Source organism: Kitasatospora dryopteridis, from assembly GCF_050749075.1.
GTDB lineage: Bacteria > Actinomycetota > Actinomycetes > Streptomycetales > Streptomycetaceae > Kitasatospora.
In genome coordinates this window covers 1,679,022-1,703,586 of sequence record NZ_CP192749.1, presented here as the reverse complement: position 1 = coordinate 1,703,586, position 24,565 = coordinate 1,679,022, and the positions used below count along the sequence as shown (strand labels likewise).

Here is a 24,565-nt window from a genome sequence, read left to right as displayed (position 1 = left end):
GGGGCGCACGGTGGTGCCGCTCCGGTCGGGGCGCCGGGTCGCGCCCCGGCCGCCCCTGGGGCGAGGCGCCGGCGGGACCGGGGGAGCAGTGCCCGGCCGGCGGGCGCCCGCCCCGGTGGCGGGGCCGCGGGTCGCGCGGGATGGTCGGGATACGGCGGCACCGCCGTACCGCGGCGATGCCCCGGCGACCGTCCGGCCGCCCCGCTGCCTGCCGTCCCGGCACCGCCCGGAACAGCCCCGAGGGGTGATCGAACGGCCGGATTTCCCGCCGTGAACCCCGTGAGCCGCAGGATTGCCCGGCAGACCCCCCTTGAACAGAAGAACCTTTCGTATCTATGGTGGGTACGTCGCAATACCTCCTGTCGAAGTGAGTCTCCGATGCAGAATCTTTCGCCGACGCTCGCCGTAGCGGGCGATGCTTCCGCCTCTCCGGCCGGCCACCCCGCGTGGCTCCGTCTCAAGGACGCGGTGGAGGCCCTCCGCCCGCTGCAGTCCAAGGACGGCTCCATCGACCTCTCCGCTGTCCAGCGCACCACCGTCGACCCGCTGATCGAGACGGTGCTCACCTCGGTGCAGGAGCTCGCCCCCCTCTTCCCGCACGACGCCGCGTACCTCGCCGCCGTCCAGGACGACCTGCGCAAGTGGGCCGACACCGGGTACCGCGAGCCCGACTTCCTCGACTCGCTGCTCGCCTTCCAGCCCGCCGAGCAGCGCGCGGACGGCCTCGAGCACCTCGTCGTCTTCCCGATGTACACCCAGAACGGCAACCCGGACCGCAACCTCGAGGCCGTCCTCCTGAAGGTCGTCTGGCCGGACTGGCTGGCCGAGCTGGAGCGCGAGCGCTTCGACAACCCGATGTTCGTGCCGATCACCTTCACCGACTTCACGGCCGGCTACGACACCAACTCCGCCGTGCTCTTCCCGGAGACCGTGGCCGTCCGCAAGGCGCCGGAACGTTTCACCTGGGGCGGCATCTTCTGCGACCGCGAGGCGGCCCGCTTCCGCGCCGTCTCCACCAGCGCCGTCGAGCTGCTCGGCCTGGAGATCCCCGAGGACGCCACCGGCCTCCTCAAGGACCAGGACCGCGCCCAGCAGACCTTCGTGCTGTGGGACCTCATCCACGACCGCACCCACAGCCACGGCGACCTGCCGTTCGACCCCTTCATGATCAAGCAGCGCAGCCCGTTCTGGATGTACGGCCTGGAGGAGCTCCGCTGCGACCTCACCGCCTTCAAGGAGGCCGTGAAGCTGCAGGCCGAGGGCTACGCCCAGGGCCGCGACGTCCAGTACGCGATCCTCTTCGACCGCCTCTTCCGCTTCCCCGTCAGCGGCGACCGCGTCCGCAACTACGACGGCATGGGCGGCCAGCTGCTCTTCGCGTACCTGCACAAGCACGACGCGCTGCGCTGGCGCGACAACCGTCTCTCCATCGACTGGGACCGCGTCGCCGAGGTCACCAACCAGCTGTGCGGCGAGATCGAGACCCTCTACCGCGACGGCATCGACCGCCCGAAGACGGCCCACTGGATCGCCGCCTACGAGCTGGTCTCCCGCTACCTCACCCCGCACCCGGCCTCCACCTGGGCCAAGGGCACCGAGGCGCTCCCGCTCGACATCACCGACGGCAAGGCCCTCAACAAGGCCCTGTGCGACGCGGTCAAGCCGGACGAGTTCCCGCTCAGCATGTTCTACGAGGCCCTCGCCAAGAAGCTGGGCGGCGTCATCGCCGCCACCACCGGCATCACCGGCGCCGGCGTGCAGGAGGTCGCCGCGTGACCGCCCGCCTCGAAGGCAAGGTGATCGCCGTCGCCGGGGCCAGCGGCCCCGCCGGCCAGGCCACGATGCGCCGCCTCGCCGCCGACGGTGCCACCGTCATCGGCGCCGACATCGACCAGCAGCGCCTCGACAAGGCCCTCGACAGCGTCCGCACCACCGTGCCCGGCGCCAAGGTCGACGGCCAGGTCATCGACCTCCTCGACCCGCAGGAGGTGCACGACTGGGCCGACCACCTGGAGGCCGAGCACGGCCACGTCGACGGCCTGCTCCACCTGGTCGGCGGCTGGCGTGGCAGCAAGACCTTCTTCGACAGCCGCATCGACGACTGGGACTTCCTGCACGACACCGTCGTCCGCACCCTGCAGCACACCTCGCTGGCCTTCCAGCCCGCGCTGGTCCGCAGCGGCGGCCGCTACGCCATGGTGTCCGCGGCCGCGGCCCACAAGCCGACCGCCGGCGGCGCCGCGTACGCCGCCGCGAAGGCCGCCACCGAGGCCTGGACGCTGGCCATGGCGGACTCCTTCGTGAAGGAGACCACCTCCGGGAACGGCGTACCCACCGCCGCAGCTGCCATCCTGGTGATCAAGGCCCTGGTCTCCCCGGAGATGCGGGCCGAGAAGCCGGAGGCCAAGTTCGCCGGATTCACCGACACCGCCGACCTGGCCGAGACCCTGGCGGGCCTCTGGGACCGCCCCGCAGCAGAACTGAACGGACAGCACCTGTGGCTGACAGCCCGATGACCATCGGCACCGAAGGCGCCCGCACCGACGCGGTGCGGCACCACGACCCCGCCGTGCGTGGATTCGCCAGCGACAACTACGCCGGCATCCACCCGGAGATCCTCGCCGCGATAGCCCTCGCCAACGACGGCCACCAGGTCGCCTACGGCGAGGACGACTACACCGCCCACCTGCAGCAGGTCTTCCGCCGCCACTTCGGCGACCGGGCCGAGGCGTACCCCGTCTTCAACGGCACCGGCGCCAACGTGGTCGCCCTGCAGGCCCTCCTGCCGCGCTGGGGCGCGGTGATCGCGGCCGAGTCCGCGCACATCAACGTGGACGAGTGCGGCGCGCCGGAGAAGATCGCCGGGATCAAGATCCTCACCGTCCCCACCCCGGACGGCAAGCTCACCCCCGAGCTGATCGACCAGCAGGCCTGGGGCTGGGACGACGAGCACCGCGCGCAGCCGCTCGCCGTCTCCATCACCCAGAGCACCGAACTCGGCACCGTCTACACCGCCGAGGAGATCAAGGCGATCTGCGACCACGCCCACGAGCGCGGCATGCTCGTGCACGTGGACGGCTCCCGGCTCGCCAACGCCGCAGCCACCCTCGGCCGCCCGTTCCGCGAGTTCACCACGGACGCCGGCGTGGACGTGCTGTCCTACGGCGGCACCAAGAACGGCCTGATGCTGGGCGAGGTCGTGGTCGTGCTCAACCCCGAGCGCGTCCGCAACCTCAAGTACCTGCGCAAGATGTCGATGCAGCTCGCGTCGAAGATGCGCTTCGTCTCCGTGCAGTTCGAGGCGCTGCTCGCCGGCGACCTGTACCTGCGCAACGCCGGCCACGCCAACGCGATGGCCAAGCGTCTGGAGGCGGCCGTCAGCGGGATCGACGGCGTGACGGTCGTCCGCCCGGTGCAGGCCAACGCCGTGTTCGCGATCCTCCCGCGCGAGGTCAGCGAGCGGCTGCAGAAGCGCTACCGCTTCTACTTCTGGAACGAGCACACCGGCGAGGTGCGCTGGATGGCGTCCTTCGACACCAGTGAGGCCGACATCGACGCCTTCGCGGCAGCGATCGCCGAGGAGATGGGCCGGGTCTGACCTGACCCGACGACCGGCCCCTCGAGGCTCGGCACCGACGGCCCCGGCGCGGAAACCCGCGCCGGGGCCGTCGCCGTTCGTGCGGCCCCGGCCGGTGGCCTGCGGCGCCGTTTTGCATCCGCTCCCGGATCGGCGTAGTGTTCACTGGTCGCTCGGCAGGGAGCACCGGACACGCGTCTGCGCGGACGGTCCCGGAGCGGCCAATCCCTTGAAACACCACTTCCCGGCTCGGGCTGGGTCGCGCCTTGTCGCGTCCCTGCGCGAATTCGGCGTGCCTGTTTATAGGAATTGCATTCGGGCCGGTGTCGGATTCGCTTCTCGGAGCGGGGATCGGCTAAGGTTTGAAACGTCGGACGGGCCGCAGGGCCGGTTCCGGCAAAGCGATGGAGAAAGCAGGTCGGCGAAGAGCACTGACTCGGGTCTGATAAGCTGGAAACGCGAAAGAGCGAAACGCCCGGAGGGTCCGCTGGAAGGCGGTCCGAAGGAAGTGTCCGTTCCTTGAGAACTCAACAGCGTGCCAAAAGTCAACGCCAGATATGTTGACATCCCCGGCCGGTCCTTCGCGGATCGGTTGGAGATTCCTTTGGAAATAACACAGCGAGGACGCAGTGCGCGGGATCACCCTATTCCGGTGGTTGCCGTGCCGCTCAACGCGAGTGTGCACCCGATAACGGGTCATCATTCACGGAGAGTTTGATCCTGGCTCAGGACGAACGCTGGCGGCGTGCTTAACACATGCAAGTCGAACGGTGAAGCCCTTCGGGGTGGATCAGTGGCGAACGGGTGAGTAACACGTGGGCAATCTGCCCTGCACTCTGGGACAAGCCCTGGAAACGGGGTCTAATACCGGATACGACCCGCCCCTGCATGGGGGTGGGTGGAAAGCTCCGGCGGTGCAGGATGAGCCCGCGGCCTATCAGCTTGTTGGTGGGGTAATGGCCTACCAAGGCGACGACGGGTAGCCGGCCTGAGAGGGCGACCGGCCACACTGGGACTGAGACACGGCCCAGACTCCTACGGGAGGCAGCAGTGGGGAATATTGCACAATGGGCGAAAGCCTGATGCAGCGACGCCGCGTGAGGGATGACGGCCTTCGGGTTGTAAACCTCTTTCAGCAGGGAAGAAGCGCAAGTGACGGTACCTGCAGAAGAAGCACCGGCTAACTACGTGCCAGCAGCCGCGGTAATACGTAGGGTGCGAGCGTTGTCCGGAATTATTGGGCGTAAAGAGCTCGTAGGCGGCCTGTCGCGTCGGATGTGAAAGCCCGGGGCTTAACCCCGGGTCTGCATTCGATACGGGCAGGCTGGAGTGTGGTAGGGGAGATCGGAATTCCTGGTGTAGCGGTGAAATGCGCAGATATCAGGAGGAACACCGGTGGCGAAGGCGGATCTCTGGGCCATTACTGACGCTGAGGAGCGAAAGCGTGGGGAGCGAACAGGATTAGATACCCTGGTAGTCCACGCCGTAAACGTTGGGAACTAGGTGTTGGCGACATTCCACGTCGTCGGTGCCGCAGCTAACGCATTAAGTTCCCCGCCTGGGGAGTACGGCCGCAAGGCTAAAACTCAAAGGAATTGACGGGGGCCCGCACAAGCAGCGGAGCATGTGGCTTAATTCGACGCAACGCGAAGAACCTTACCAAGGCTTGACATACGCCGGAAACTGGTAGAGATATCAGCCCCCTTGTGGTCGGTGTACAGGTGGTGCATGGTTGTCGTCAGCTCGTGTCGTGAGATGTTGGGTTAAGTCCCGCAACGAGCGCAACCCTTGTTCTGTGTTGCCAGCGAGTAATGTCGGGGACTCACAGGAGACTGCCGGGGTCAACTCGGAGGAAGGTGGGGACGACGTCAAATCATCATGCCCCTTATGTCTTGGGCTGCACACGTGCTACAATGGCCGGTACAAAGGGCTGCGATGCCGCGAGGCGGAGCGAATCCCAAAAAGCCGGTCTCAGTTCGGATTGGGGTCTGCAACTCGACCCCATGAAGTTGGAGTTGCTAGTAATCGCAGATCAGCATGCTGCGGTGAATACGTTCCCGGGCCTTGTACACACCGCCCGTCACGTCACGAAAGTCGGTAACACCCGAAGCCGGTGGCCTAACCCTTGGGAGGGAGCCGTCGAAGGTGGGACCAGCGATTGGGACGAAGTCGTAACAAGGTAGCCGTACCGGAAGGTGCGGCTGGATCACCTCCTTTCTAAGGAGCACACAGCAGCTTCGGACGAGTGTTCCGGAGTGCTCGCTCATGGGTGGAACGTTGACTATTCGGCACGGACAGAGTCACGGACGCTAGTACTGCTTCGGCGTGGAACGTGTGATGTGAACTGTTCGGGTCGGGCACGCTGTTGGGTCCTGAGGGAACGATGGTTTCCTCGTGGATGCCGGTCCCATGCGACGCAGCCTTCGGGTTGCCGAGGGTGGGTGTCTGGTCGTTGTTTGAGAACTGCACAGTGGACGCGAGCATCTGTGGCCAAGTTTTTAAGGGCGCACGGTGGATGCCTTGGCACCAGGAACCGATGAAGGACGTGGGAGGCCGCGATAGGCCCCGGGGAGCTGTCAACCGAGCTTTGATCCGGGGGTGTCCGAATGGGGAAACCCGGCAGTCGTCATGGGCTGTCACCCATACCTGAACACATAGGGTATGTGGAGGGAACGCGGGGAAGTGAAACATCTCAGTACCCGCAGGAAGAGAAAACAACCGTGATTCCGGGAGTAGTGGCGAGCGAAACCGGATGAGGCCAAACCGTCATGGTGTGAGACCCGGCAGGGGTTGCCGTGACGGGGTTGTGGGAGTGGGCTTGACCGGTCTGCCGGCCGGTCGGCGAGTCAGAAACCGTTGGTGTAGTCGAAGGACATGCGAAAGGTCCGGCGTAGAGGGTAAGACCCCCGTAGACGAAACATCAGCGGCTTGCTTGCCTATTTCCCAAGTAGCACGGGGCCCGAGAAATCCCGTGTGAATCTGGCGGGACCACCCGCTAAGCCTAAATATTCCCTGGTGACCGATAGCGGATAGTACCGTGAGGGAATGGTGAAAAGTACCGCGGGAGCGGAGTGAAATAGTACCTGAAACCGTGTGCCTACAAGCCGTGGGGGCAGTCTTCGGACTGTGACTGCGTGCCTTTTGAAGAATGAGCCTGCGAGTTTGCGGTGTGTAGCGAGGTTAACCCGTGTGGGGTAGCCGTAGCGAAAGCGAGTCCGAATAGGGCGTTCGAGTTGCATGCCCAAGACCCGAAGCGGAGTGATCTAGCCATGGGCAGGTTGAAGCGCGGGTAAGACCGTGTGGAGGACCGAACCCACCAGGGTTGAAAACCTGGGGGATGACCTGTGGTTAGGGGTGAAAGGCCAATCAAACTCCGTGATAGCTGGTTCTCCCCGAAATGCATTTAGGTGCAGCGTCGCGTGTTTCTTGCCGGAGGTAGAGCACTGGATAGGCGATGGGCCTCACCGGGTTACTGACCTTAGCCAAACTCCGAATGCCGGTAAGTGAGAGCGCGGCAGTGAGACTGTGGGGGATAAGCTCCATGGTCGAGAGGGAAACAGCCCAGAACACCGACTAAGGTCCCCAAGCGTGTGCTAAGTGGGAAAGGATGTGGAGTCGCAGAGACAACCAGGAGGTTGGCTTAGAAGCAGCCACCCTTGAAAGAGTGCGTAATAGCTCACTGGTCAAGTGATTCCGCGCCGACAATGTAGCGGGGCTCAAGCACACCACCGAAGTCGTGTCATTGCAGCAATAGGGCCAACGCCCGCTGTGATGGGTAGGGGAGCGTCGTGTGCCGGGTGAAGCGGCCGAGGAATCGAGTCGTGGACGGTTCACGAGTGAGAATGCAGGCATGAGTAGCGATACAAGAGTGGGAAACTCTTGCGCCGATTGACCAAGGGTTCCTGGGTCAAGCTGATCTGCCCAGGGTAAGTCGGGACCTAAGGCGAGGCCGACAGGCGTAGTCGATGGACAACGGGTTGATATTCCCGTACCCGCTGTGAAGCGCCAACGCTGAACCCTCTGATGCTAAGCCCGTGAAGCCGCCCCGGATCCTTCGGGTGAAGGGGAGTGGTGGAGCCGGCGGCCCAAGGTGGTAGTAGGTGAGCGATGGGGTGACGCAGGAAGGTAGTCCAGCCCGGGCGGTGGTTGTCCCGGGGTAAGGGTGTAGGACGTCACGTAGGCAAATCCGCGTGACACATAGTCTGAGACCCGATGCCGAGCCGATTGTGGTGAAGTGGATGATCCTATGCTGTCGAGAAAAGCCTCTAGCGAGTTTCATGGCGGCCCGTACCCCAAACCGACTCAGGTGGTCAGGTAGAGAATACCGAGGCGTTCGGGTGAACTGTGGTTAAGGAACTCGGCAAAATGCCCCCGTAACTTCGGGAGAAGGGGGGCCAGCCCCGGTGACGAGTCTTGCACTCCGAGCTGGGGGTGGCCGCAGAGACCAGCGAGAAGCGACTGTTTACTAAAAACACAGGTCCGTGCGAAGCCGTAAGGCGATGTATACGGACTGACGCCTGCCCGGTGCTGGAACGTTAAGGGGACCGGTTAGTCCGATTTCGGTCGGGCGAAGCTGAGAACTTAAGCGCCAGTAAACGGCGGTGGTAACTATAACCATCCTAAGGTAGCGAAATTCCTTGTCGGGTAAGTTCCGACCTGCACGAATGGCGTAACGACTTCTCGACTGTCTCAACCACAGGCCCGGTGAAATTGCATTACGAGTAAAGATGCTCGTTTCGCGCAGCAGGACGGAAAGACCCCGGGACCTTTACTATAGCTTGATATTGGTGTTCGGTTCGGCTTGTGTAGGATAGGTGGGAGACTTTGAAGCAGCAACGCCAGTTGTTGTGGAGTCGACGTTGAAATACCACTCTGGTCGTGCTGGATGTCTAACCTGGGTCCGTGATCCGGATCAGGGACAGTGTCTGGTGGGTAGTTTAACTGGGGCGGTTGCCTCCTAAAGGGTAACGGAGGCGCCCAAAGGTTCCCTCAGCCTGGTTGGCAATCAGGTGTTGAGTGTAAGTGCACAAGGGAGCTTGACTGTGAGACTGACGGGTCGAGCAGGTACGAAAGTAGGGACTAGTGATCCGGCGGTGGCTTGTGGAAGCGCCGTCGCTCAACGGATAAAAGGTACCCCGGGGATAACAGGCTGATCTTCCCCAAGAGTCCATATCGACGGGATGGTTTGGCACCTCGATGTCGGCTCGTCGCATCCTGGGGCTGGAGTAGGTCCCAAGGGTTGGGCTGTTCGCCCATTAAAGCGGTACGCGAGCTGGGTTTAGAACGTCGTGAGACAGTTCGGTCCCTATCCGCTGTGCGCGTAGGAGTGTTGAGAAGGGCTGTCCCTAGTACGAGAGGACCGGGACGGACGAACCTCTGGTGTGCCAGTTGTCCTGCCAAGGGCATGGCTGGTTGGCTACGTTCGGGAGGGATAACCGCTGAAAGCATCTAAGCGGGAAGCCTGCTTCGAGATGAGCACTCCCACCTCCTGGAGAGGGTAAGGCTCCCAGTAGACGACTGGGTTGATAGGCCGGATATGGAAGCCCCGTGAGGGGTGGAGTTGACCGGTACTAATAGGCCGAGGGCTTGTCCTCAGTTGCTCGCGTCCACTGTGTTGGTTCTGAAACCACGAACAGGCCTTGTGCCGGTTGTTCGATGTGTTTCACAGTGTTTCGGTGGTCATAGCGCGAGGGAAACGCCCGGTCACATTCCGAACCCGGAAGCTAAGCCTCGTAGCGCCGATGGTACTGCAGGGGGGACCCTGTGGGAGAGTAGGACGCCGCCGAACAATTCTTCAGAGAAGCCCCGCCCGGGTCCCGGGCGGGGCTTCTCGCATTTCCGGAGGGGAGCCATTGTCGATCTGGAAGACGCGCTGTGAGGCGGGCGCGGCCGGCCTGCTGACCGTGGTCGCGGGCCTCGGGGTTAGGGCCGTGCTGGGCGGGAGCGTGGCGAAGTATGCCGGCGATGCGCTGTACGCGGTGCTCGTGTACACGCTGGTGGTGCTCATTGCGCCGCGGATTCGGCCGGCCAGGGCGGCCGTTGCGGCGACGCTGGTGAGTTGGGGTGTGGAGTTCTTCCAGCTCACAGGGTTGCCGGCACGGTGGTCCGAGAAGAGCGTGATGGCCCGTCTGGTCCTCGGGTCGACGTTCAATGCGCCCGACCTCCTCTGGTACGCCGTCGGCGCCGGTGCCTGTTGGGCGATGCACCGGGGCTTGTCAGGGGGCCGTGGAAGGATGCGCGCGGTACGGGAGGAGAAGTGAGATGCGTGGTGGGGTCTGGCGACTGACGCGACAGACGGAACTCGTCGGTGAGGTCGACATCGACGAGGGCGACTTTCCCTGGTTGGGCGGTGTGTTCCGTCCGGGGCCGGCCTGGGCGGCGGTGGCGCCGTGGTTCGCCGAGACGTTGGCGCTGCTGGAGGAAGAGGAGTACGAGCGTTTCGACGAGGCGTACGACCGGATCGCCGAGAATCTGACGTTCTCCTCACCGGACGGGCCGGTGGCCGAGTTCCTGCTGCACATCGAGGGCGACCGGGCATGGTTCCGCTGGAGCGACGAGCCGTTCGACACGGACTGAGGCGTTCACCGTCAACTCGTGACAGCAGGGGCGGGCACGGGCGGGGGGACGTCGCGCATGTGGCGGAGCGGGGAGAAGAACACGAACCAGCCGGCCGCCCATGCACCGACGAAGGCCAGCCAGAGTGCGGGCCGCACCCCGATCAGCGTGCCGAGTGCTCCGCCCAGGACGCCGCCTATCGGCAGTGTGCCCCACACGACCCAGCGGACGGCCGCGTTCATCCGGCCCATCAGCTCCGGCGGTGTCACCGACTGCCGGTAGCTGAGCTGCGCGACGTTGTAGACCATCGCGGAGAAGCCCGTGACGGCCCAGCCCAGCGGGAACAACAGCACCCCCCAGCCTTGCCAGGCGGCCGCCGCGACGACCTGCGGCGCGCTGAACACCAGCATCGACACCCAGATGATCCGCGCCGAGCCGATCTTCCCGGCGAGGCGGCCGGCGAACACGCCCCCGGCGATCCCGCCGATGGCCGAGCCCGCCATGATCAGCCCGGTCAGCGCGGGCGGCACGTGCAACTCCCGGACGAGGAAGACCACCGCCAGCGCCGACGTCATGCCGCCGAACAGGTTCGCGGTGCCCGTGCACACCACGACCCTGCGCAGAATGCCGTGCCCGAAAACGAACTTCAGCCCCTCGGCGATCCGGCGCCGCAGCGTCTCGTCCGCCGCCCGGGCCGGCGGCGGCTCCTCCCGGGTCCTGATCCCCAGGATCGACAGGACCGAGACCGCGTAGGAGACCGCATCGGCCGTCATCGCGCCCGCGGCGCCGAACAACCAGACCAGCCCGCCGCCCATGCTCGGTCCGCCGAGCTGCGCGAACTCCTGGGTGGTCCCGAGCTTGCCGTTGGCGCTCATCAGGCGATCGGCACGGACAAGTGACGGCACATAACTCTGGTACGAGACGTCGAAGAACACCGAGCACACACCGGCCGCCACGGCGACCACGTACAGCTGTGCCATCGTCAGGACGTCGAACGCCGCCGCCACCGGAACCGAGCCGATGATCACCAGCCGGAGGAGGTTGCAGACGATCATGACGGAACGCTTGGCAGCGCCGTCCACCATCGCACCGGCCGGCAACGCGATCAACGCGAACGCCAGCGTGGTGGCCGCGGCCAGCAGCCCGACCTGGAAGGTGCTCGCCTCGAGCACGACGAGCGCGAGCAGCGGCAGCGCGACCTGGGTGACCGCCGATCCCATCTCACTGACCGTCTGGCCGCTCCACAGCAGCATGAAATCCCGCTGACGCCAGAGGCTCGGACCATCGGTCTTCGCCCCGGCACCCTGTAAGTCCTGCGTCACTTCCGTCACCTGCACCGACTCCGCTCTCGGATCCGTGGCCCGGACCAACCGCTGATCACCAACACGTCGGCACGGTGCTCCCGGTTCTCGCCGGCATCTCCCGGGATCTCGACGGGGGCCTCAGCCGGCGGAGTTCAGCACGGCCGCGGCGATCTCCCTGACACGGTCCATGGTGATGCCGGTGCGCTGCTCGACGGCGAGCGGGTGGTCGGTGGGTTCCAGATCGATCCACGGCCGTTCGCCGACCGGGCGGGTGTGCAGCCGGGTCTTGAGGTTGATCGTGGTGGGGCGGTAGATCGGCAGCTCGGTGGAGAACCATCCGAAGTACGACGGCTCGTTCTCGCGTCCGGGCATGTCCCACACCTCGGCGGCGCGGGCGAAGTTGGTGGCGCTCAGCGAGACCCACACGCCCCAGGAGAAGACCTCGTCGCTGCCGATCACCGGGATCTCGACCAGGCCGCGGACGAAGAAGTGCTCGCCCTTGATCACGCACTGGTCGGAGGAGAGCAGGCTGTCCGGGTCCTCCGCCAGTGACTCGTCCCAGTGGGCAGGCGCCGGGCTGGAGAAGTTCATCGGGACGTCGCCGTGGTGGCTGTTGCAGCAGGTGCAGGTGAAGCCGTGCTCGGAGGACATGCCGCCGACCCTAACCCGGCCCTGCGACGGCCGACCGCCCGGGTCCGGTGGCGGCTGACGGCCGGAGGCCGGCACGGCCCGGGACGGTGCCGATGCCCACCGTGCCGGGTCAGGTGGCGCGGGTGCCGTCGAGGGTCTCGCGGATGATGTCGGCGTGGCCGGCGTGCCGGGCGACTTCCTCGATCATGTGCAGGAGCACCCAGCGCAGGTTGCGGTGGGCGAGCTTCGGCCACGCGCACGGGGCGTCCAGGTCGGTGGCCGCGACGATCTCGCGGCCGGCGGCGACCTGCTCCTCGTAGTACGCGAGCCAGTGCGGGACCGTGTCGTGCTCGCCCAGGACGAAGTCGTCGTCCGCGCCGCCCTCGACGTGCGGCCACTCGTCGGGGAAGTACCGGCCGGCCAGGATCACCTGGAACCAGCGGCGCTCCCACAGGGCGTTGTGCTTCAGCAGCCCGAGCAGGGTCAGCGAGCTGGAGGTGGGAGCCTTGCGGACGTCCGCCTCGCTGATGCCGTCCAGGGTGCGGAGCAGAGCGGCGCGCTGCTTGTCGAGGAACCCGCAGAGGGCGTCCCGCTCGGTGGCGGTGGAGAACTGGGGGGCCGTCATGTTCCGCGACCCTACCGAGTGACGGGTGGGGGCGGCGCCGGCACAGGGTGGAGCGATGATGCCGGGAGGGATGCGGGACGCCCCGGCCACGGGGGCTCGGGGCGTCCGATTCGTCGAAGGGGAGGCCGGGGTGTCAGCCGGACTTGGCGGCGCGGCGCTCGGCCTTCGCGGTGGCCTCGGCCTCGTCGGCGGCCTCGGCCTGCTCGGGGGTGGGGGCGGTGCCGCCGAGGTGGGCGGGGAGCCACCAGCTGTCCTCGGGGCCGGCGGGCTTGGCCGGGTACTCGCGCTGGGCGCGGTCGAGCATCTCGGTCATGGCCGCGCGGAGCCGGCGGGTGACCATGACCGGCTTGTCCTGCGGGGTGAGCTCGATCGGCTCGCCGATCATGACGGTGATCGGGACGTGGCGCTTGGTGAGGGTCTTCGGGCGGCCCTTGGTCCACAGCTGCTGGGTGCCCCAGAGGATGACGGGCAGCAGCGGGGTGCCGGACTCGGCGGCCATCCGGGCCGCGCCGGTCTTGAACTTCTTCAGCATGAACGAGCGGCTGATGGTGGCCTCGGGGAACACGCCGACGATCTCGCCCTCGCGCAGCGCCTTCACGGCGGCGTCGTAGGCGGGCTGGCCGTCCGCGCGGTCGACCGGGATGTGCCGCATGCCGCGCATCAGCGGGCCGGAGATGCGGTGCTTGAAGACGTCGTCCTTCGCCATGAAGCGGGTCAGGCGCTTGCCGCCGCGCCAGGGGCCGAGGCCGGCGAAGATGAAGTCGAGGTAGCTGATGTGATTGCTCACCAGGACGGCGCCGCCGGCTGCGGGGACGTGCTCGGCGCCGACAATCGAGATCCGCAGGTCGAGCGCCTTGAACGCGGTCAGTGCGGCGCGGATCACCGGCGGGTACACGAACTCAGCCACGGTCAGCCCTACTTCTCGTCGGGCCTGATGCCCGGTCCGGCGGTACCCGGGCCGCGGGGCCGACCGGCGAGGGCGCGGCACGCCGCGGCGGCCACGGGTGTTTCAGCCCGATGATCCCCCGAAGACGTGCCCGCTGTCACGTGGGGGTGTCCGCGGGGCGCGATTTCGGCGGAGAGTTCTACGTCACGTGAGACCTGCGTCTCATCCGGGAACCCGCCTGATTGTCGCCCGCTCGGGGCGGGGGCTCAGGCGCGGGCGCCGACCCGGGCGCCGCCACGGCGCAGGAGCAGGTAGGCCTCGCAGCCGAGGCAGTAACCGAAGGCGGCGTTGAGGAAGGCCGCGGCGAGGGCCAGCCCGGTGGCGGCCAGGCCCAGCCAGTCGGCGCCGGAGAGGAAGCCGGCGGTGCCAGCGAGGGCGAAGGCGAGGCCGACGCCCTGGGCGAAGCGTGGCGGCCGGGCGTCCTCGAGCTCCCGCGGCGGCCCGAGCCGGGGCCGGACCAGGATGCGGTAGACGAAGCCGTACGGGGAGTGCTGCACGCCGGCGAGGGCGCCGACGGCGAAGACCGCCGTCTGGACGGCGAGCAGGGCGCCGCTGCCGGTGACCAGGGCGGCGGCGAGCACGACGGAGGTGAGGGCGGCCGCGAAGCGCGGGCCGCGGGGGTCGATCTGCATGGAGGGTGACTCCTGGGGCGCGAACCGGTGGGGGCCTGTCCGGCCGCTCGTGGCGGCCGCGGTCAGCGACAGCGGGACGCGGTGGCCCGGCACAGGTCGACCACGCGGCGGGTGGTCAGCCGGGGCAGCCGGGGGCGCGGGGAGTCCATGCGGAGGATCGTAGGGGGCTGCCGGGTGCGTGGTCGAGCCCCGGGCAGTACGAGGGCCTGGGCAGGCGGTGGGCCACACTGGTGCGGTGACCGGTTTGGTGGTGTGCGGCGTGGTGCTGGTGCTGGCGAGCGCCTTCGGGCTGCTGCGTGCGCACCGGGACGGGAGGCTGCGGGTGCGGGCGAAGGACGGGGCGGTGCGGCTGTCGGCGGCGGACCTGGGCGGAGCGCTGGGGGAGCGGGCGACGCTGGTGCAGTTCTCGACCGCGTTCTGCCAGCCCTGCCGGGCGACCCGCCGGGTGCTGGCCGAGGTGTCGGGCATGGTCGAGGGGGTGGCGCACGTGGAGATCGACGCGGAGGCCGAGCTCGACCTGGTGCGCCGGCTGGACATCCTGCGCACCCCCACGGTGCTGGTGCTCGATGCGACCGGCCGGGTGATCCGCCGCGCGTCGGGCCAGCCGCGCCGGGCCGATGTGATCGCGGCCCTCGGCGAGGCCGTCTGACCGGCGGGCTCGGGCCTCTGGGAAGGCCGTCGATCTTCGGGGCCGTTGTCAAGACCTTCAATCTCACAGCCCGATCTGCCGCCCGGTCAGGTGGTACGGGGCGCCGCCTGGGGCAGGATGGGCGCAGACGGTGGTGCAGCCGTCCCGGAAGTCTGTCGGACGGTGTGTGCGGCGGGGGTCGGGACGCTCGGCCGGGGCCCCGCAGCGCTAAGCTACTGGCCAGTAGCATACGTGGCTACTGGCGAGTATGCTGCCAGGAAGTTCCGGACGGGCGCAGGAAGACGTGGCCCGCGTGGGGCGGGAGCGTGCGTTCCGCCCATCTGCACCGCCGCAGCCGCCGGACAGGACCAGTACAGGAGACAGGCCGTGAGCTTGAGGATCGTTGTCTGTGTGAAGTACGTGCCCGACGCGACCGGTGACCGTCGCTTCGCGGACGACACCACCACCGACCGGGATGGCGTGGACGGCCTCCTGTCGGAGCTGGACGAGTACGGCGTGGAGCAGGCGCTGCGGATCGCGGAGGCGTCCGGGGACGCCGAGGTGACGGTGCTGACCGTGGGCGGCGACGACGCGAAGGACGCGCTGCGCAAGGCGCTGTCGATGGGCGCGGACAAGGCCGTGCACGTCAACGACGAGGACATCCACGGCTCGGACGTGATCGGCACCTCGGCGATCGTGGCGAAGGCGCTGGAGAAGACCGGCTTCGACCTGGTGGTGTGCGGCATGGCCTCCACCGACGGCACGATGGGCGTGCTGCCCGCGCTGCTCGCCGAGCGCCTGGGCGTGCCGCAGGCCACCCTGCTGTCCGAGGTCGCGGTCGACAACGGCACGGTGAGGGGCCGCCGGGACGGCGACGCCGCCACCGAGCAGGTCGAGGCCCCGCTGCCGGCCGTGGTGTCGGTCACCGACCAGTCCGGCGAGGCCCGCTACCCCTCCTTCAAGGGCATCATGGCCGCGAAGAAGAAGCCCGTGCAGGAGTTCGACCTGGACGACCTGGGCATCGACGCCGACACCGTCGGCCTGGCCGGCTCCTGGACCAAGGTCGGCGAGATCACCGCCCGCCCGCCGCGCACCGCCGGCACCGTCGTCACCGACGAGGGCGACGGCGGCAAGCAGCTCGCCGCCTACCTCGCCGAGCAGAAGTTCATCTGACCCGCCCGCGCGCATCCAACGAACGATCAGGAGCAAGAACCAATGGCTGAGATCCTGGTTCTCGTGGACCACGCCGACGGCGCGGTCCGCAAGCCGGCCCTCGAACTGCTCACCCTGGCCCGCCGCATCGGCGAGCCCTCCGCCGTCGTCCTGGGCGCCGGCGACCACACGGCGGCGATCGCCGCCAAGGCCGCCGAGTACGGCGCCGCCAAGGTCTACACCGCCGACGCCGACCGGTTCGGCAGCCAGCTGGTGGTGCCGAAGGTCGACGCCCTCACCCAGATCGCCCAGGCCGCCGGCGCCGCCGCCGTGCTGGTCACCTCCTCCGGCGAGGGCAAGGAGATCGCCGCCCGCACCGCGCTGCGGCTCGGCTCGGGCATCATCACCGACGCCGTCGACCTCGAGCCGGGCGAGACCGGCCCGGTCGCCACCCAGTCGGTGTTCGCCGCCTCCTTCCAGGTCAAGTCGACCGTGACCGCCGGCGCCCCGGTGATCACCGTCAAGCCGAACGCCGCCGCCCCCGAGCCGGCCCCGGCCGCCGGCACCGTCGAGCCCGTGACGGTGGAGTTCACCGGCAACGCCGCCACCGTCACCGCCCGCACCCCGCGGGTCTCCTCCGGCCGCCCCGAGCTGACCGAGGCCGCGATCGTGGTCTCCGGCGGCCGCGGCGTCGGCGCCGCCGAGGGCTTCGCCGTCGTCGAGGAGCTCGCGGACGCGCTCGGCGCGGCCGTCGGCGCCTCCCGCGCCGCCGTCGACGCCGGCTGGTACCCGCACACCAACCAGGTCGGCCAGACCGGCAAGCAGGTCTCCCCGCAGCTGTACGTCGCCGCGGGCATCTCCGGCGCCATCCAGCACCGGGCCGGCATGCAGACCTCGAAGACCATCGTCGCGGTCAACAAGGACCCCGAGGCCCCGATCTTCGAGCTCGTCGACTACGGCGTCGTCGGCGACCTGTTCACCGTCCTCCCCCAGCTCACCGCCGAGGTCAAGGCGCGCAAGGGCTGATCTCCGCACGGCGCACGAGGGGCGCGGCACCCGGGAGACCGGGGGCCGCGCCCCTCGCCGTTCCGCACCTCCTCCGAGGGGCGTTCCATGTGCCGTTCCACCCGCCGGGACATCCCGGGTGCCCGCCGCCCGAGGCGCGTAGAGTCCGGACCATGGGACTTCTGACGGCACTTGAGGGCGGATACGGCGACCGGGGCGACGCGGTGGTGGTCGACGGCCGGGCGATGTCGTGGGAGGAGCTGCTGGGCGCCGCCGGCGCGGTGGCCGAGCGGGCCGCGGGCGCACCCGCGCTGGCCGTGCTGGCCAGGCCGACCGCGGAGACCGTGGTGGCCGTGGTCGGCGGGCTGCTGGCCGGCGTCCCGGTCGTACCGCTGCCGCCCGACTCGGGGCCCAAGGAGCGCGGGCACATCCTGCACGACTCCGGCGCCACCCTGCTGGCCGTCCCGGCGGGGGAGCACTCGGAGGACGTCGAGGCCCTGCCGGTCGACCTCGGCGCGCGTTCGGGCGCGACCTTCGCCGAGCCCGCGCCGGAGCGCCCCGCCTTCGTGCTCTACACCTCCGGCACCACCGGTGCGCCCAAGGGCGCCGTGATCCCGCGCTCCGCCGTCGCCGCGGGCCTGGACGGCCTGGCCGACGCCTGGCGGTGGACGGCCGACGACACCCTCGTCCACGGGCTGCCGCTCTTCCACGTGCACGGCCTGGTGCTCGGCGTGCTCGGAGCGCTGCGCACCGGCAGCCGACTGGTGCACACCGGGCGCCCCACGCCCGGCGCGTACGCCGGCGCGCAGGGCAGCCTGTACTTCGGTGTGCCGACCGTGTGGTCCCGGGTGGCGGCCGACGACACCGCTGCCCGCGCCCTGGCCGGCGCCCGGCTCCTGGTGTCCGGCAGCGCGCCGCTGCCGGTGCCCGTCTTCGAGCGGCTCGGCGAGCTCACCGGCCACGCGCCGATCGAGCGCTACGGCATGACCGAGTCGCTGATCACCCTCTCCACCCGCGCCGACGGCGAACGCCGCCCCGGCAGCGTCGGCCTGCCGCTGGAGGGCGTCCGCACCCGGCTGGTCGGCGAGGACGGCGGCGAGCTGCCCGCCGACGGCGAGTCGGTGGGCGAGCTGCAGGTCTCGGGCCCCACGCTGTTCGCCGGCTACCTCAACCGGCCGGACGCCGACGCCGAGTCCTGGACCGCGGACGGCTGGTTCCGCACCGGCGACGTCGCCGTGGTGGGCCCCGACGGATTCCACCGGATCGTCGGCCGGGCCTCGGTCGACCTCATCAAGAGCGGCGGCTACCGGATCGGCGCGGGCGAGGTCGAGGCGGCGCTGCGCGACCACCCGGAGGTCGCCGACGCCGCCGTGGTGGGCGTCCCCGACGACGACCTCGGGCAGGCCGTGGTGGCCTACGTGATCCCCGACGGGCCGGTGACCGGCGAGGGGCTCACCGCCTTCGTGTCCGAGCGGCTGTCCGCCCACAAGCGCCCCCGGCGGGTCGTGCTGGTGGACGAACTGCCCCGCAACGCCATGGGCAAGGTGCTCAAGAAGGAACTGCTCGACCTCGGCTGAGCGGCGCGCCCGGCATGTGCCGGGTGGCCGGTCGCCGACGCTGCCCCGGGCCGCCAGGCATGGGACGGCCGCCCGTACGGGTACCACCGGTGTGGCGCGGGGGCCGCAGTACGGACCTACGCCGCCCGGTGCGTGGGGCACCGGGGTGGGCCGAGGGCAGGGGATGCTCTGTGATCGTCTGGGTCAATGGCACGTTCGGCGCGGGAAAGACCACCGCGTGTCGGGAACTGGTGGAGCTGCTGCCGGGGAGCCTCCTCTTCGATCCCGAAGTCGTCGGCGCCGGACTCTGCCGGATGCTGCCCGCCGACCGGCTCGCCCCGGTCGCAGACTTCCAGGACCTGCCCTCCTGGCGGCGCCTGGTGCCCGAGGTCGCCGCGGCGCTGCTCGCCGAGGTGCCCGGGCCGCTGGTCGTCCCGATGGCGCTGCTCCGCGAGGACTACCGCGACGAGATCTTCGGCGGCCTCGCCTCCCGGGGACTGGCCGTGCACCACTTCGTGCTGGACCCTGACGAAACGATCCTGCAGCGGCGGATAGCCGAGCGGGAGGAGTACCCGGGCGACCCCGAGCGCAACGACCGCGTCCGCCGCTGGTGCCAGGACCACCTGCCCGCCTACCGCGCCGCCAGACGGTGGCTCGGCCGCGACGCCCAGCTCGTCGACACCACCGGCCTCACCCCGCAGCAGACCGCCCGGCACCTCGCCCGGCTCGTCGCGGACGGCACCGCCCGCTGCCCGATCGTGCAGACCCCCGATCCCAGCGGCGACACCGTCGCGGCCGCCGTGCTGCTCTTCGACGAACAGGACCGCGTCCTGCTCGTCGACCCGGTCTACAAGCCCTCCTGGGAGTTCCCCGGCGGCGTGGTCGAACGCGGCGAGGCACCCACCGACGCCGCCCTGCGGGAGACCGCCGAGGAGCTGGGCCTGCACCTCGACGCCCCCGCCCTGCGGTTGCTCGCCGTCGACTGGGAACCCCGCACCGGACCGCGCCGCGGCGGCCTGCGCCTGGTCTACGACGGCGGCCGCCTCGGTGCCGAGGAGCGGCAGCGGCTCCGCCTGCAGCCCGAGGAACTGCGCAGCTGGCGCTTCGTCACCCTGGACGAGGCCGCCGGCCTGCTCCCCGCCGCCCGCCTGCGGCGCCTCGCCGCGGCCCTGGACGCGCGCGAGCGCGGCGAGCTGCGCTACCTGGAGGCCGGACTGCCGGCCGCCGTCGGGGCCGCGAAGGCCGGCTGACCGGCCGGTGGCCGGCCGGCCCGCGGTCGGCCGGCCACGGCGGGCCGTCGTCACTGCTGCCGCCGTCGCTGCTGCCGTCACAGCGGGAACCAGCCGCTGCCGACGTACCAGTGGCCGCCCGAGCACAGGTGGTCCGCCAGGGCCCGCCGGAGCGCGGTGTCCCTCGGCAGGCGGGCCGGCGGGACGCCCGGGTCGTCGAACACGAAGCGCAGCGGGTCGTCGTCCGACGGGGCGCCGTTCGGGCGCAGCGGCCGGAACCGGCGCTGGAAGCGGACGATGTTGGCGTCCTCGGGCAGGTACCGGGCGAGCTGCCCGTCCAGCAGCCAGGAGAAGATGCAGGCCGCCCGGTACGGCTCCGCGGGGAAGTACCGCGGGAAGAAGGCGCGGGCCGCGGCGAGGGAGCGGTCGCAGGCCCCGGGCCCGAGCGGCCCGCAGAAGTCGGGGACGTGCAGGTTCAGGCACCACTCCCCGGCAGCCGGAGCGCCGCCGGCCGGGGCCTCCTCGGCGCGCAGGCGGTAGCGCTGGAACTGCAGCCGGCCCAGCTGGTAGAGCTCGCCGCGGAACGGCAGCGTCAGCCAGGAGACCGCGCCCAGCCCGCCCTCGGCGTGCCGCCGGCGGTACACCGTGAGCTGTCGGCCCAGGTCGGCCAGCGTGCTGCGGGACACCTCCGGCGGGATGCCGAGGGTCCGGTGCCAGGCCAGTACCCGCGGTGCCAGTGCGACGAACAGCAGCGCCGGCAGGTACCGGCCCACGGCTCCGTCCGCCTCCGGCCAGTGCGGGGGCAGCCCTGCCGGACGGCCCAGGGTGCCGACGGCGGCGGACTGCGGCTCCAGCGCCTCCTCGAAGATCCGGCGCAGGCCGCGGTCGCGGGCCAGGCGGGTACGGACGGCCACCAGCTGGTTGATGTCGAGGTGCGGCACGCCGAGGTCCAGCAGCGCCGCGGGGAGCCCGTCGGCGGGCGGGAGTCCGGGCTCCGTCACGCCGGGCTCCTTTCGTGGGACGTCCTTCCATGATGGGCGGGGGACGGGGGCGGGCGGGTGGTGCGGGGCGGGTGTGCGGGGGTGCGGGGCGGGCGTGCAGCTCCGGGCGGGCGCGGCTCGGCCGTTCCCGGGCCGCGCGGTTCCCCCGCGCCGCTGCGGGTGGGCTGGGAGGATGGCGGTGTGCCGTTCACGTTGAGCCATGTTGCGGCGGTGGTGCCGTTGCTGGGGCGGGGGCCCGGCGGGGGGTGGGTCGCGTCGGGGCTGGTGGCGGGGTCGATGGCGCCCGATGTGCCGTTCTTCGCGGATTCGCTGCTCCCGGGCGTCTACCGCCACGGTGCCCTGACGCACCGGTGGTGGGCGGTTCCGACCGTGGACGTGGCGATCGCCGCGGGGATGGCCGCGGTCTGGCAGGGGTTGCTGCGCGAGCCGCTGACCGGGCTGCTGCCCGCCGGGCTGCCGGTGCCGGCGGGGGCCGTGCCGCTGCGGGGTGCTGCGGGGGCCGGGGCGTTCGCGCTGTCGGCCGCGGTGGGGGCGGCGACGCACGTGGTGTGGGACTCGTTCACCCATCCGGGGAGGGCCGGGGTGCGGGCCGTTCCGGTGCTGGGCCGTCCCCTGGCGGGGGGTGTGCCGGTGTGCACCGCGCTGCAGTACGGGACCTCGGTGCTGGGGCTGGCGGTGCTGGGCGAGAAGGTGCGCCGGTCGGCGCGCACGGCGTCTGCCGGGCCGGCGGCGGGGCGGGCCGGCCCCTTGTTGCGGCTGGCCGCGGGTGCGGGGCTGGCGGGTTCGGCGGCGGTGGGGGCGGCCCACCGGCTGGCCCGCCGCGAGCGCGGGCCGCTGCCGGAGTTCTGCTTCGGGGCGGGGGCCGGGCTGGCCGTGGGGGCGGCGGCGTTCGCGGCGGCCGCCGCCGTACGGGCCGGCGGGAGGGCTCAGCGCAGGCGGGCGTAGGCGCGCAGGAAGAGCGCCTCGGTGAGGGCCATCCGCTCCAGCTCCTGCGGGTCGACGCTCTCGTTGACGGCGTGGATCTGGGTGGTCGGGTCCTCGACGCCGATGAGGATGATCTCTGCCTGCGGGTAGAGCGTGCGCAGGGTGTTGCAGAGCGGGATGGAGCCGCCCTCGCCGGAGGCGACCATCTCGCGGCCGAACGCCTCCCGCATGGCCTCGCCCATCGCCTCGTAGGCGGGCCCGGTGGTGTCGGCGTCGAACGCCTCGCCGCCGCTGAGCACGGTGACGGAGGCCTGTGCGCCCCACGGCACTGCCGCCTCCAGGTGGGCGGCGAGGGCCTGCTGGGCGGCCTTGAGCTCCATGCCCGGCGGGATGCGCAGGCTGACCAGGGCCTTGGCGCTCGCCTGGACGGAGGAGGTCGCGCCGATCACCGGCGGTGCGTCGATGCCGAGGACGGTGACCGACGGGCGGGCCCACAGCCGGTCGGCGACCGTGCCGGTGCCGGTCAGCGCGACACCGTCGAGGACCTTGGCGTCCGCGCGGAACTGCGCCTCGTCGTACTGGACGCCCGGCCACACCTGGTCGGCCGTCAGGCCCGCCACGGCGACGTCGCCGTGCTCGTCGTGCAGGGTGGCGAGCAGCCGGACCATCGCCTGCAGGGCGTCCGGTGCGGCGCCGCCGAAGGCTCCGGAGTGCAGGTTGCCGGCGAGCGTGGTGAGCGCGACCTCGATCACGGTCATGCCGCGCAGGCTGGCGGTGACGGTGGGCAGGCCGGGCGCGAAGTTGCCGGTGTCGCCGATGACGATCGCGTCGGCGGCGAGCAGGTCGGGGTGGGCCTCGGCGTAGCGCTCCAGGCCGCCGGTGCCCTGCTCCTCGGAGCCCTCGACGATCACCTTGAGGCCGACCGGGAGGCCGCCGTCGACCTCGCGCAGGGCGCGCAGCGCGGTGAGGTGCATGAGGATGTTGCCCTTGCAGTCGGCTGCGCCGCGGCCGTACCAGCGGCCGTCACGCTCCGTCAGTTCGAAGGGCGGGCTGTGCCAGCCGGCCTCGTCGAGCGGCGGCTGGACGTCGTAGTGGGAGTACAGCAGCACGGTCGGGGCGCCGGCCGGGCCGGGGAGCTCGGCGTAGACGGACTGGGTGCCGTCCGGGGTGTCCAGCAGCTGCACGCCGGTCAGACCCTCCGCGGCGAGCGCGTCGGCGACCCAGCGGGCGGCCTTCCGGCACTCCTCCACCGGGAACTGCCGGGGGTCGGCGACGGAGGGGAAGGCGACCAGCTCGGCCAGGTCGGCCTTGGCGCGCGGCATCAGGGTTCGGACGGCCGCCGCCAGGTGCTGCTGGGTCATCAGGTGTCTCCTGTTGACGAGGTGCGGGTGATTTGTCCGATCATAGGGCGGCGCCTCGGCGTGACCCGCGTCATCCCTGCTGGCAGGGGTGGTCGGCGGGTCTAGGATGCGATCGTGACTGACTCCGGTAGCTCCCTCGACCCGCACTCCGACGAGCACGAGGCCGTCGGGCACGAGGCCGCGCCCGCGGCCTCCGACCAGACCGATGTGGACCTGGAGGCCACCGGGCCGGACCCGCTCGGCGGCGTCTGGGACGTGGTCGTGGTCGGCGCCGGCCCGGCCGGCTCCTCCGCCGCGTACGCGGCCGCCGTCCAGGGGCGCCGGGTGCTGCTCCTCGACAAGGCCGAGCACCCCCGCTACAAGACCTGCGGCGGCGGCATCATCGGCCCCTCCCGGGACACCCTCCCGCCGGACTTCAAGCTTCCGCTGCAGGACCGCATCCACGCCGTCACCTTCGCGCTCGGCGGCCGCTTCACCCGCACCCGCCGCTCCAAGCGGATGCTGTTCGGCCTGGTCAACCGGGACGAGTTCGACCTGCGCCTGGTGCAGGCCGCCGAGCAGGCCGGCGCGGTGCTGGTCACCGGCGTGACCGCGACCGGCGTCGAGGAGCAGGACGGCGAGGGCCGCACGGCGTTCGTCACCACCGCGGACGGCCGGCGCATCGAGGCCCGCGCGGTCGTCGGTGCGGACGGCTCCGCCAGCCGCATCGGCCGGCACGTCGGCGTCTCCTTCGACCAGATCGACCTCGGCCTGGAGGCGGAGATCCCGGTGCCGGAGGAGGTCTCCCGGGCCTGGGCCGGCCGCATCCACCTCGACTGGGGTCCGCTGCCCGGCTCGTACGGCTGGGTGTTCCCCAAGACCGACTCCGGCACGCTGACCGTCGGCGTCATCTCCGCCCGCGGCGACGGCGAGCGCACCAAGCAGTACCTCGCCGACTACATCCGGCAGTTGGGCCTCTCCGGCTTCAAGCCGAGCATTGAGTCCGGCCACCTGACGCGCTGCCGCGCCGAGGACTCGCCGCTCTCCCGCGGGCGGGTGCTGGTCGCCGGCGACGCGGCGGGCCTGCTGGAGCCGTGGACGCGTGAGGGCATCTCGTACGCCCTGCGGTCGGGTCGGCTGGCCGGCGAGTGGGCGGTGAAGGTCGCCGAGGCCGAGGGCACGGCGGACGTGCGGCGGCAGGCGCTCAACTACGCCTTCGCGATCAAGGCGGGGCTGGGGGTGGAGATGCGGGCGGGCAAGATCATGCTCGGGGCCTTCGAGCGCCGGCCGCACCTGTTCCACGCCGCGGTCTGCCTGGTCACCCCCGCGTGGCGGGCCTTCGCCCGGACCACGCAGGGGCACACCACGTTCGCGCAGGTGATGCGGGAGCACCGGGCCGCCCGGAAGCTGGCGGCGGTCGCGGGGCGCTGACGCCTCCGGCAGGAGCGTGCCCGTAGGGGC

Annotated in this window: 19 protein-coding genes and 3 rRNA genes; 15 read left to right on the top strand and 7 right to left on the bottom strand. The window is 70.3% G+C overall.

Annotated elements, in window-relative coordinates:
• Positions 1–378 precede the first annotated feature (378 nt).
• The 8 genes from ACQ614_RS07760 (at position 379) to ACQ614_RS07725 (ending at position 10,153) form a co-directional block, all read left to right on the top strand.
• Positions 379–1,776, top strand: coding sequence for a DUF6421 family protein (locus ACQ614_RS07760; RefSeq protein WP_431677654.1), 1,398 nt, complete (start codon positions 379–381; stop codon positions 1,774–1,776).
• Complete coding sequence (locus tag ACQ614_RS07755; RefSeq protein WP_363493840.1) at positions 1,773–2,516, top strand: SDR family NAD(P)-dependent oxidoreductase; 744 nt, start codon at positions 1,773–1,775, stop codon at positions 2,514–2,516. Before ACQ614_RS07760 ends, ACQ614_RS07755 begins: the two co-directional genes overlap by 4 nt.
• Positions 2,513–3,598, top strand: a complete 1,086-nt coding sequence (locus ACQ614_RS07750; protein ID WP_431683853.1) for a threonine aldolase family protein — start codon at positions 2,513–2,515, stop codon at positions 3,596–3,598. Before ACQ614_RS07755 ends, ACQ614_RS07750 begins: the two co-directional genes overlap by 4 nt.
• A gap of 681 nt (positions 3,599–4,279) precedes the next feature.
• Positions 4,280–5,794: ribosomal RNA gene (locus ACQ614_RS07745) — 16S ribosomal RNA — on the top strand.
• A gap of 271 nt (positions 5,795–6,065) precedes the next feature.
• Positions 6,066–9,171 (top strand): 23S ribosomal RNA (locus ACQ614_RS07740).
• Between the two features lie 77 nt (positions 9,172–9,248).
• Positions 9,249–9,365 (top strand): 5S ribosomal RNA (rrf, locus tag ACQ614_RS07735).
• The 16S, 23S and 5S rRNA genes sit together here, the layout of an rRNA operon.
• Positions 9,366–9,429: 64 nt before the next feature.
• Positions 9,430–9,837, top strand: a complete 408-nt coding sequence (locus ACQ614_RS07730) for a DUF2809 domain-containing protein (protein WP_431677653.1) — start codon at positions 9,430–9,432, stop codon at positions 9,835–9,837.
• Position 9,838: 1 nt separating this feature from the next.
• Positions 9,839–10,153, top strand: a complete 315-nt coding sequence (locus ACQ614_RS07725) for a hypothetical protein (protein WP_431677652.1) — start codon at positions 9,839–9,841, stop codon at positions 10,151–10,153.
• 11 nt (positions 10,154–10,164) lie between these two features.
• Here ACQ614_RS07725 and ACQ614_RS07720 read toward each other — a convergent pair whose 3' ends face one another.
• From ACQ614_RS07720 to ACQ614_RS07700, 5 genes are all read right to left on the bottom strand, one after another.
• The gene (locus ACQ614_RS07720) at positions 10,165–11,463 is read right to left on the bottom strand and encodes an MFS transporter (RefSeq protein ID WP_431677651.1); all 1,299 of its coding nucleotides are present in this window, start codon (positions 11,461–11,463) and stop codon (positions 10,165–10,167) included.
• Between the two features lie 111 nt (positions 11,464–11,574).
• A complete protein-coding gene (locus ACQ614_RS07715; protein ID WP_431677650.1) occupies positions 11,575–12,087 on the bottom strand; it encodes a DUF2199 domain-containing protein in 513 nt (170 codons plus the stop codon).
• A gap of 109 nt (positions 12,088–12,196) precedes the next feature.
• Positions 12,197–12,691: a DinB family protein gene (locus ACQ614_RS07710; protein WP_431677649.1), complete on the bottom strand. Its 495-nt coding sequence runs from the start codon at positions 12,689–12,691 to the stop codon at positions 12,197–12,199.
• Between the two features lie 133 nt (positions 12,692–12,824).
• Positions 12,825–13,598, bottom strand: coding sequence for a lysophospholipid acyltransferase family protein (locus tag ACQ614_RS07705; protein ID WP_431677648.1), 774 nt, complete (start codon positions 13,596–13,598; stop codon positions 12,825–12,827).
• A gap of 245 nt (positions 13,599–13,843) precedes the next feature.
• Complete coding sequence (locus ACQ614_RS07700) at positions 13,844–14,269, bottom strand: DUF4395 domain-containing protein (RefSeq protein WP_431677647.1); 426 nt, start codon at positions 14,267–14,269, stop codon at positions 13,844–13,846.
• Between the two features lie 235 nt (positions 14,270–14,504).
• On the opposite strand from ACQ614_RS07700, the gene ACQ614_RS07695 reads away from it, so the two are divergent.
• From ACQ614_RS07695 to ACQ614_RS07675, 5 genes are all read left to right on the top strand, one after another.
• A complete protein-coding gene (locus ACQ614_RS07695) occupies positions 14,505–14,918 on the top strand; it encodes a TlpA family protein disulfide reductase (RefSeq protein WP_431677646.1) in 414 nt (137 codons plus the stop codon).
• 366 nt (positions 14,919–15,284) lie between these two features.
• The gene (locus ACQ614_RS07690) at positions 15,285–16,070 is read left to right on the top strand and encodes an electron transfer flavoprotein subunit beta/FixA family protein (protein ID WP_431677645.1); all 786 of its coding nucleotides are present in this window, start codon (positions 15,285–15,287) and stop codon (positions 16,068–16,070) included.
• 42 nt (positions 16,071–16,112) lie between these two features.
• Positions 16,113–17,075 (top strand): electron transfer flavoprotein subunit alpha/FixB family protein, encoded by a 963-nt coding sequence (locus tag ACQ614_RS07685; protein ID WP_431677644.1) that lies wholly within the window; start codon positions 16,113–16,115, stop codon positions 17,073–17,075.
• Positions 17,076–17,227: 152 nt separating this feature from the next.
• Positions 17,228–18,631, top strand: coding sequence for an acyl-CoA synthetase (locus ACQ614_RS07680; protein WP_431677643.1), 1,404 nt, complete (start codon positions 17,228–17,230; stop codon positions 18,629–18,631).
• A gap of 170 nt (positions 18,632–18,801) precedes the next feature.
• Positions 18,802–19,860 (top strand): NUDIX domain-containing protein, encoded by a 1,059-nt coding sequence (locus ACQ614_RS07675; RefSeq protein ID WP_431677642.1) that lies wholly within the window; start codon positions 18,802–18,804, stop codon positions 19,858–19,860.
• A 77-nt stretch (positions 19,861–19,937) separates the two neighbouring features.
• Here the strand turns inward: ACQ614_RS07675 and ACQ614_RS07670 are convergent, their stop codons facing one another.
• Entirely contained in the window at positions 19,938–20,840 is a 903-nt protein-coding gene (locus ACQ614_RS07670; RefSeq protein WP_431677641.1) for an acyltransferase domain-containing protein, read from the bottom strand.
• A gap of 57 nt (positions 20,841–20,897) precedes the next feature.
• On the opposite strand from ACQ614_RS07670, the gene ACQ614_RS07665 reads away from it, so the two are divergent.
• On the top strand, positions 20,898–21,785 hold the full coding sequence (locus ACQ614_RS07665; protein ID WP_431677640.1) for a DUF4184 family protein: 888 nt from the start codon (positions 20,898–20,900) through the stop codon (positions 21,783–21,785).
• Here ACQ614_RS07665 and ACQ614_RS07660 read toward each other — a convergent pair.
• Complete coding sequence (locus ACQ614_RS07660; RefSeq protein ID WP_431677639.1) at positions 21,767–23,125, bottom strand: dipeptidase; 1,359 nt, start codon at positions 23,123–23,125, stop codon at positions 21,767–21,769. The genes ACQ614_RS07665 and ACQ614_RS07660 overlap by 19 nt on opposite strands.
• A gap of 207 nt (positions 23,126–23,332) precedes the next feature.
• Here ACQ614_RS07660 and ACQ614_RS07655 point away from each other — a divergent pair, with 207 nt between their 5' ends.
• Positions 23,333–24,535 carry a geranylgeranyl reductase family protein gene (locus ACQ614_RS07655; protein ID WP_431683852.1) on the top strand — a complete coding sequence of 401 codons (1,203 nt, stop codon included), beginning with the start codon at positions 23,333–23,335 and terminating at the stop codon, positions 24,533–24,535.
• The last annotated feature ends 30 nt before the right edge of the window (positions 24,536–24,565 follow it).

Excerpts from the sequence above, each read along its gene's own strand:
- ACQ614_RS07760 (WP_431677654.1), top strand. The coding sequence starts at position 379 with ATGCAGAATCTTTCGCCGACGCTCGCCGTAGCGGGCGATGCTTCCGCC.
- ACQ614_RS07750 (WP_431683853.1), top strand. The coding sequence starts at position 2,513 with ATGACCATCGGCACCGAAGGCGCCCGCACCGACGCGGTGCGGCACCAC.
- ACQ614_RS07725 (WP_431677652.1), top strand. The coding sequence starts at position 9,839 with ATGCGTGGTGGGGTCTGGCGACTGACGCGACAGACGGAACTCGTCGGT.
- ACQ614_RS07715 (WP_431677650.1), bottom strand. The coding sequence starts at position 12,087 with ATGTCCTCCGAGCACGGCTTCACCTGCACCTGCTGCAACAGCCACCAC.
- ACQ614_RS07710 (WP_431677649.1), bottom strand. The coding sequence starts at position 12,691 with ATGACGGCCCCCCAGTTCTCCACCGCCACCGAGCGGGACGCCCTCTGC.
- ACQ614_RS07700 (WP_431677647.1), bottom strand. The coding sequence starts at position 14,269 with ATGCAGATCGACCCCCGCGGCCCGCGCTTCGCGGCCGCCCTCACCTCC.
- ACQ614_RS07685 (WP_431677644.1), top strand. The coding sequence starts at position 16,113 with ATGGCTGAGATCCTGGTTCTCGTGGACCACGCCGACGGCGCGGTCCGC.
- ACQ614_RS07680 (WP_431677643.1), top strand. The coding sequence starts at position 17,228 with ATGGGACTTCTGACGGCACTTGAGGGCGGATACGGCGACCGGGGCGAC.
- ACQ614_RS07660 (WP_431677639.1), bottom strand. The coding sequence starts at position 23,125 with ATGACCCAGCAGCACCTGGCGGCGGCCGTCCGAACCCTGATGCCGCGC.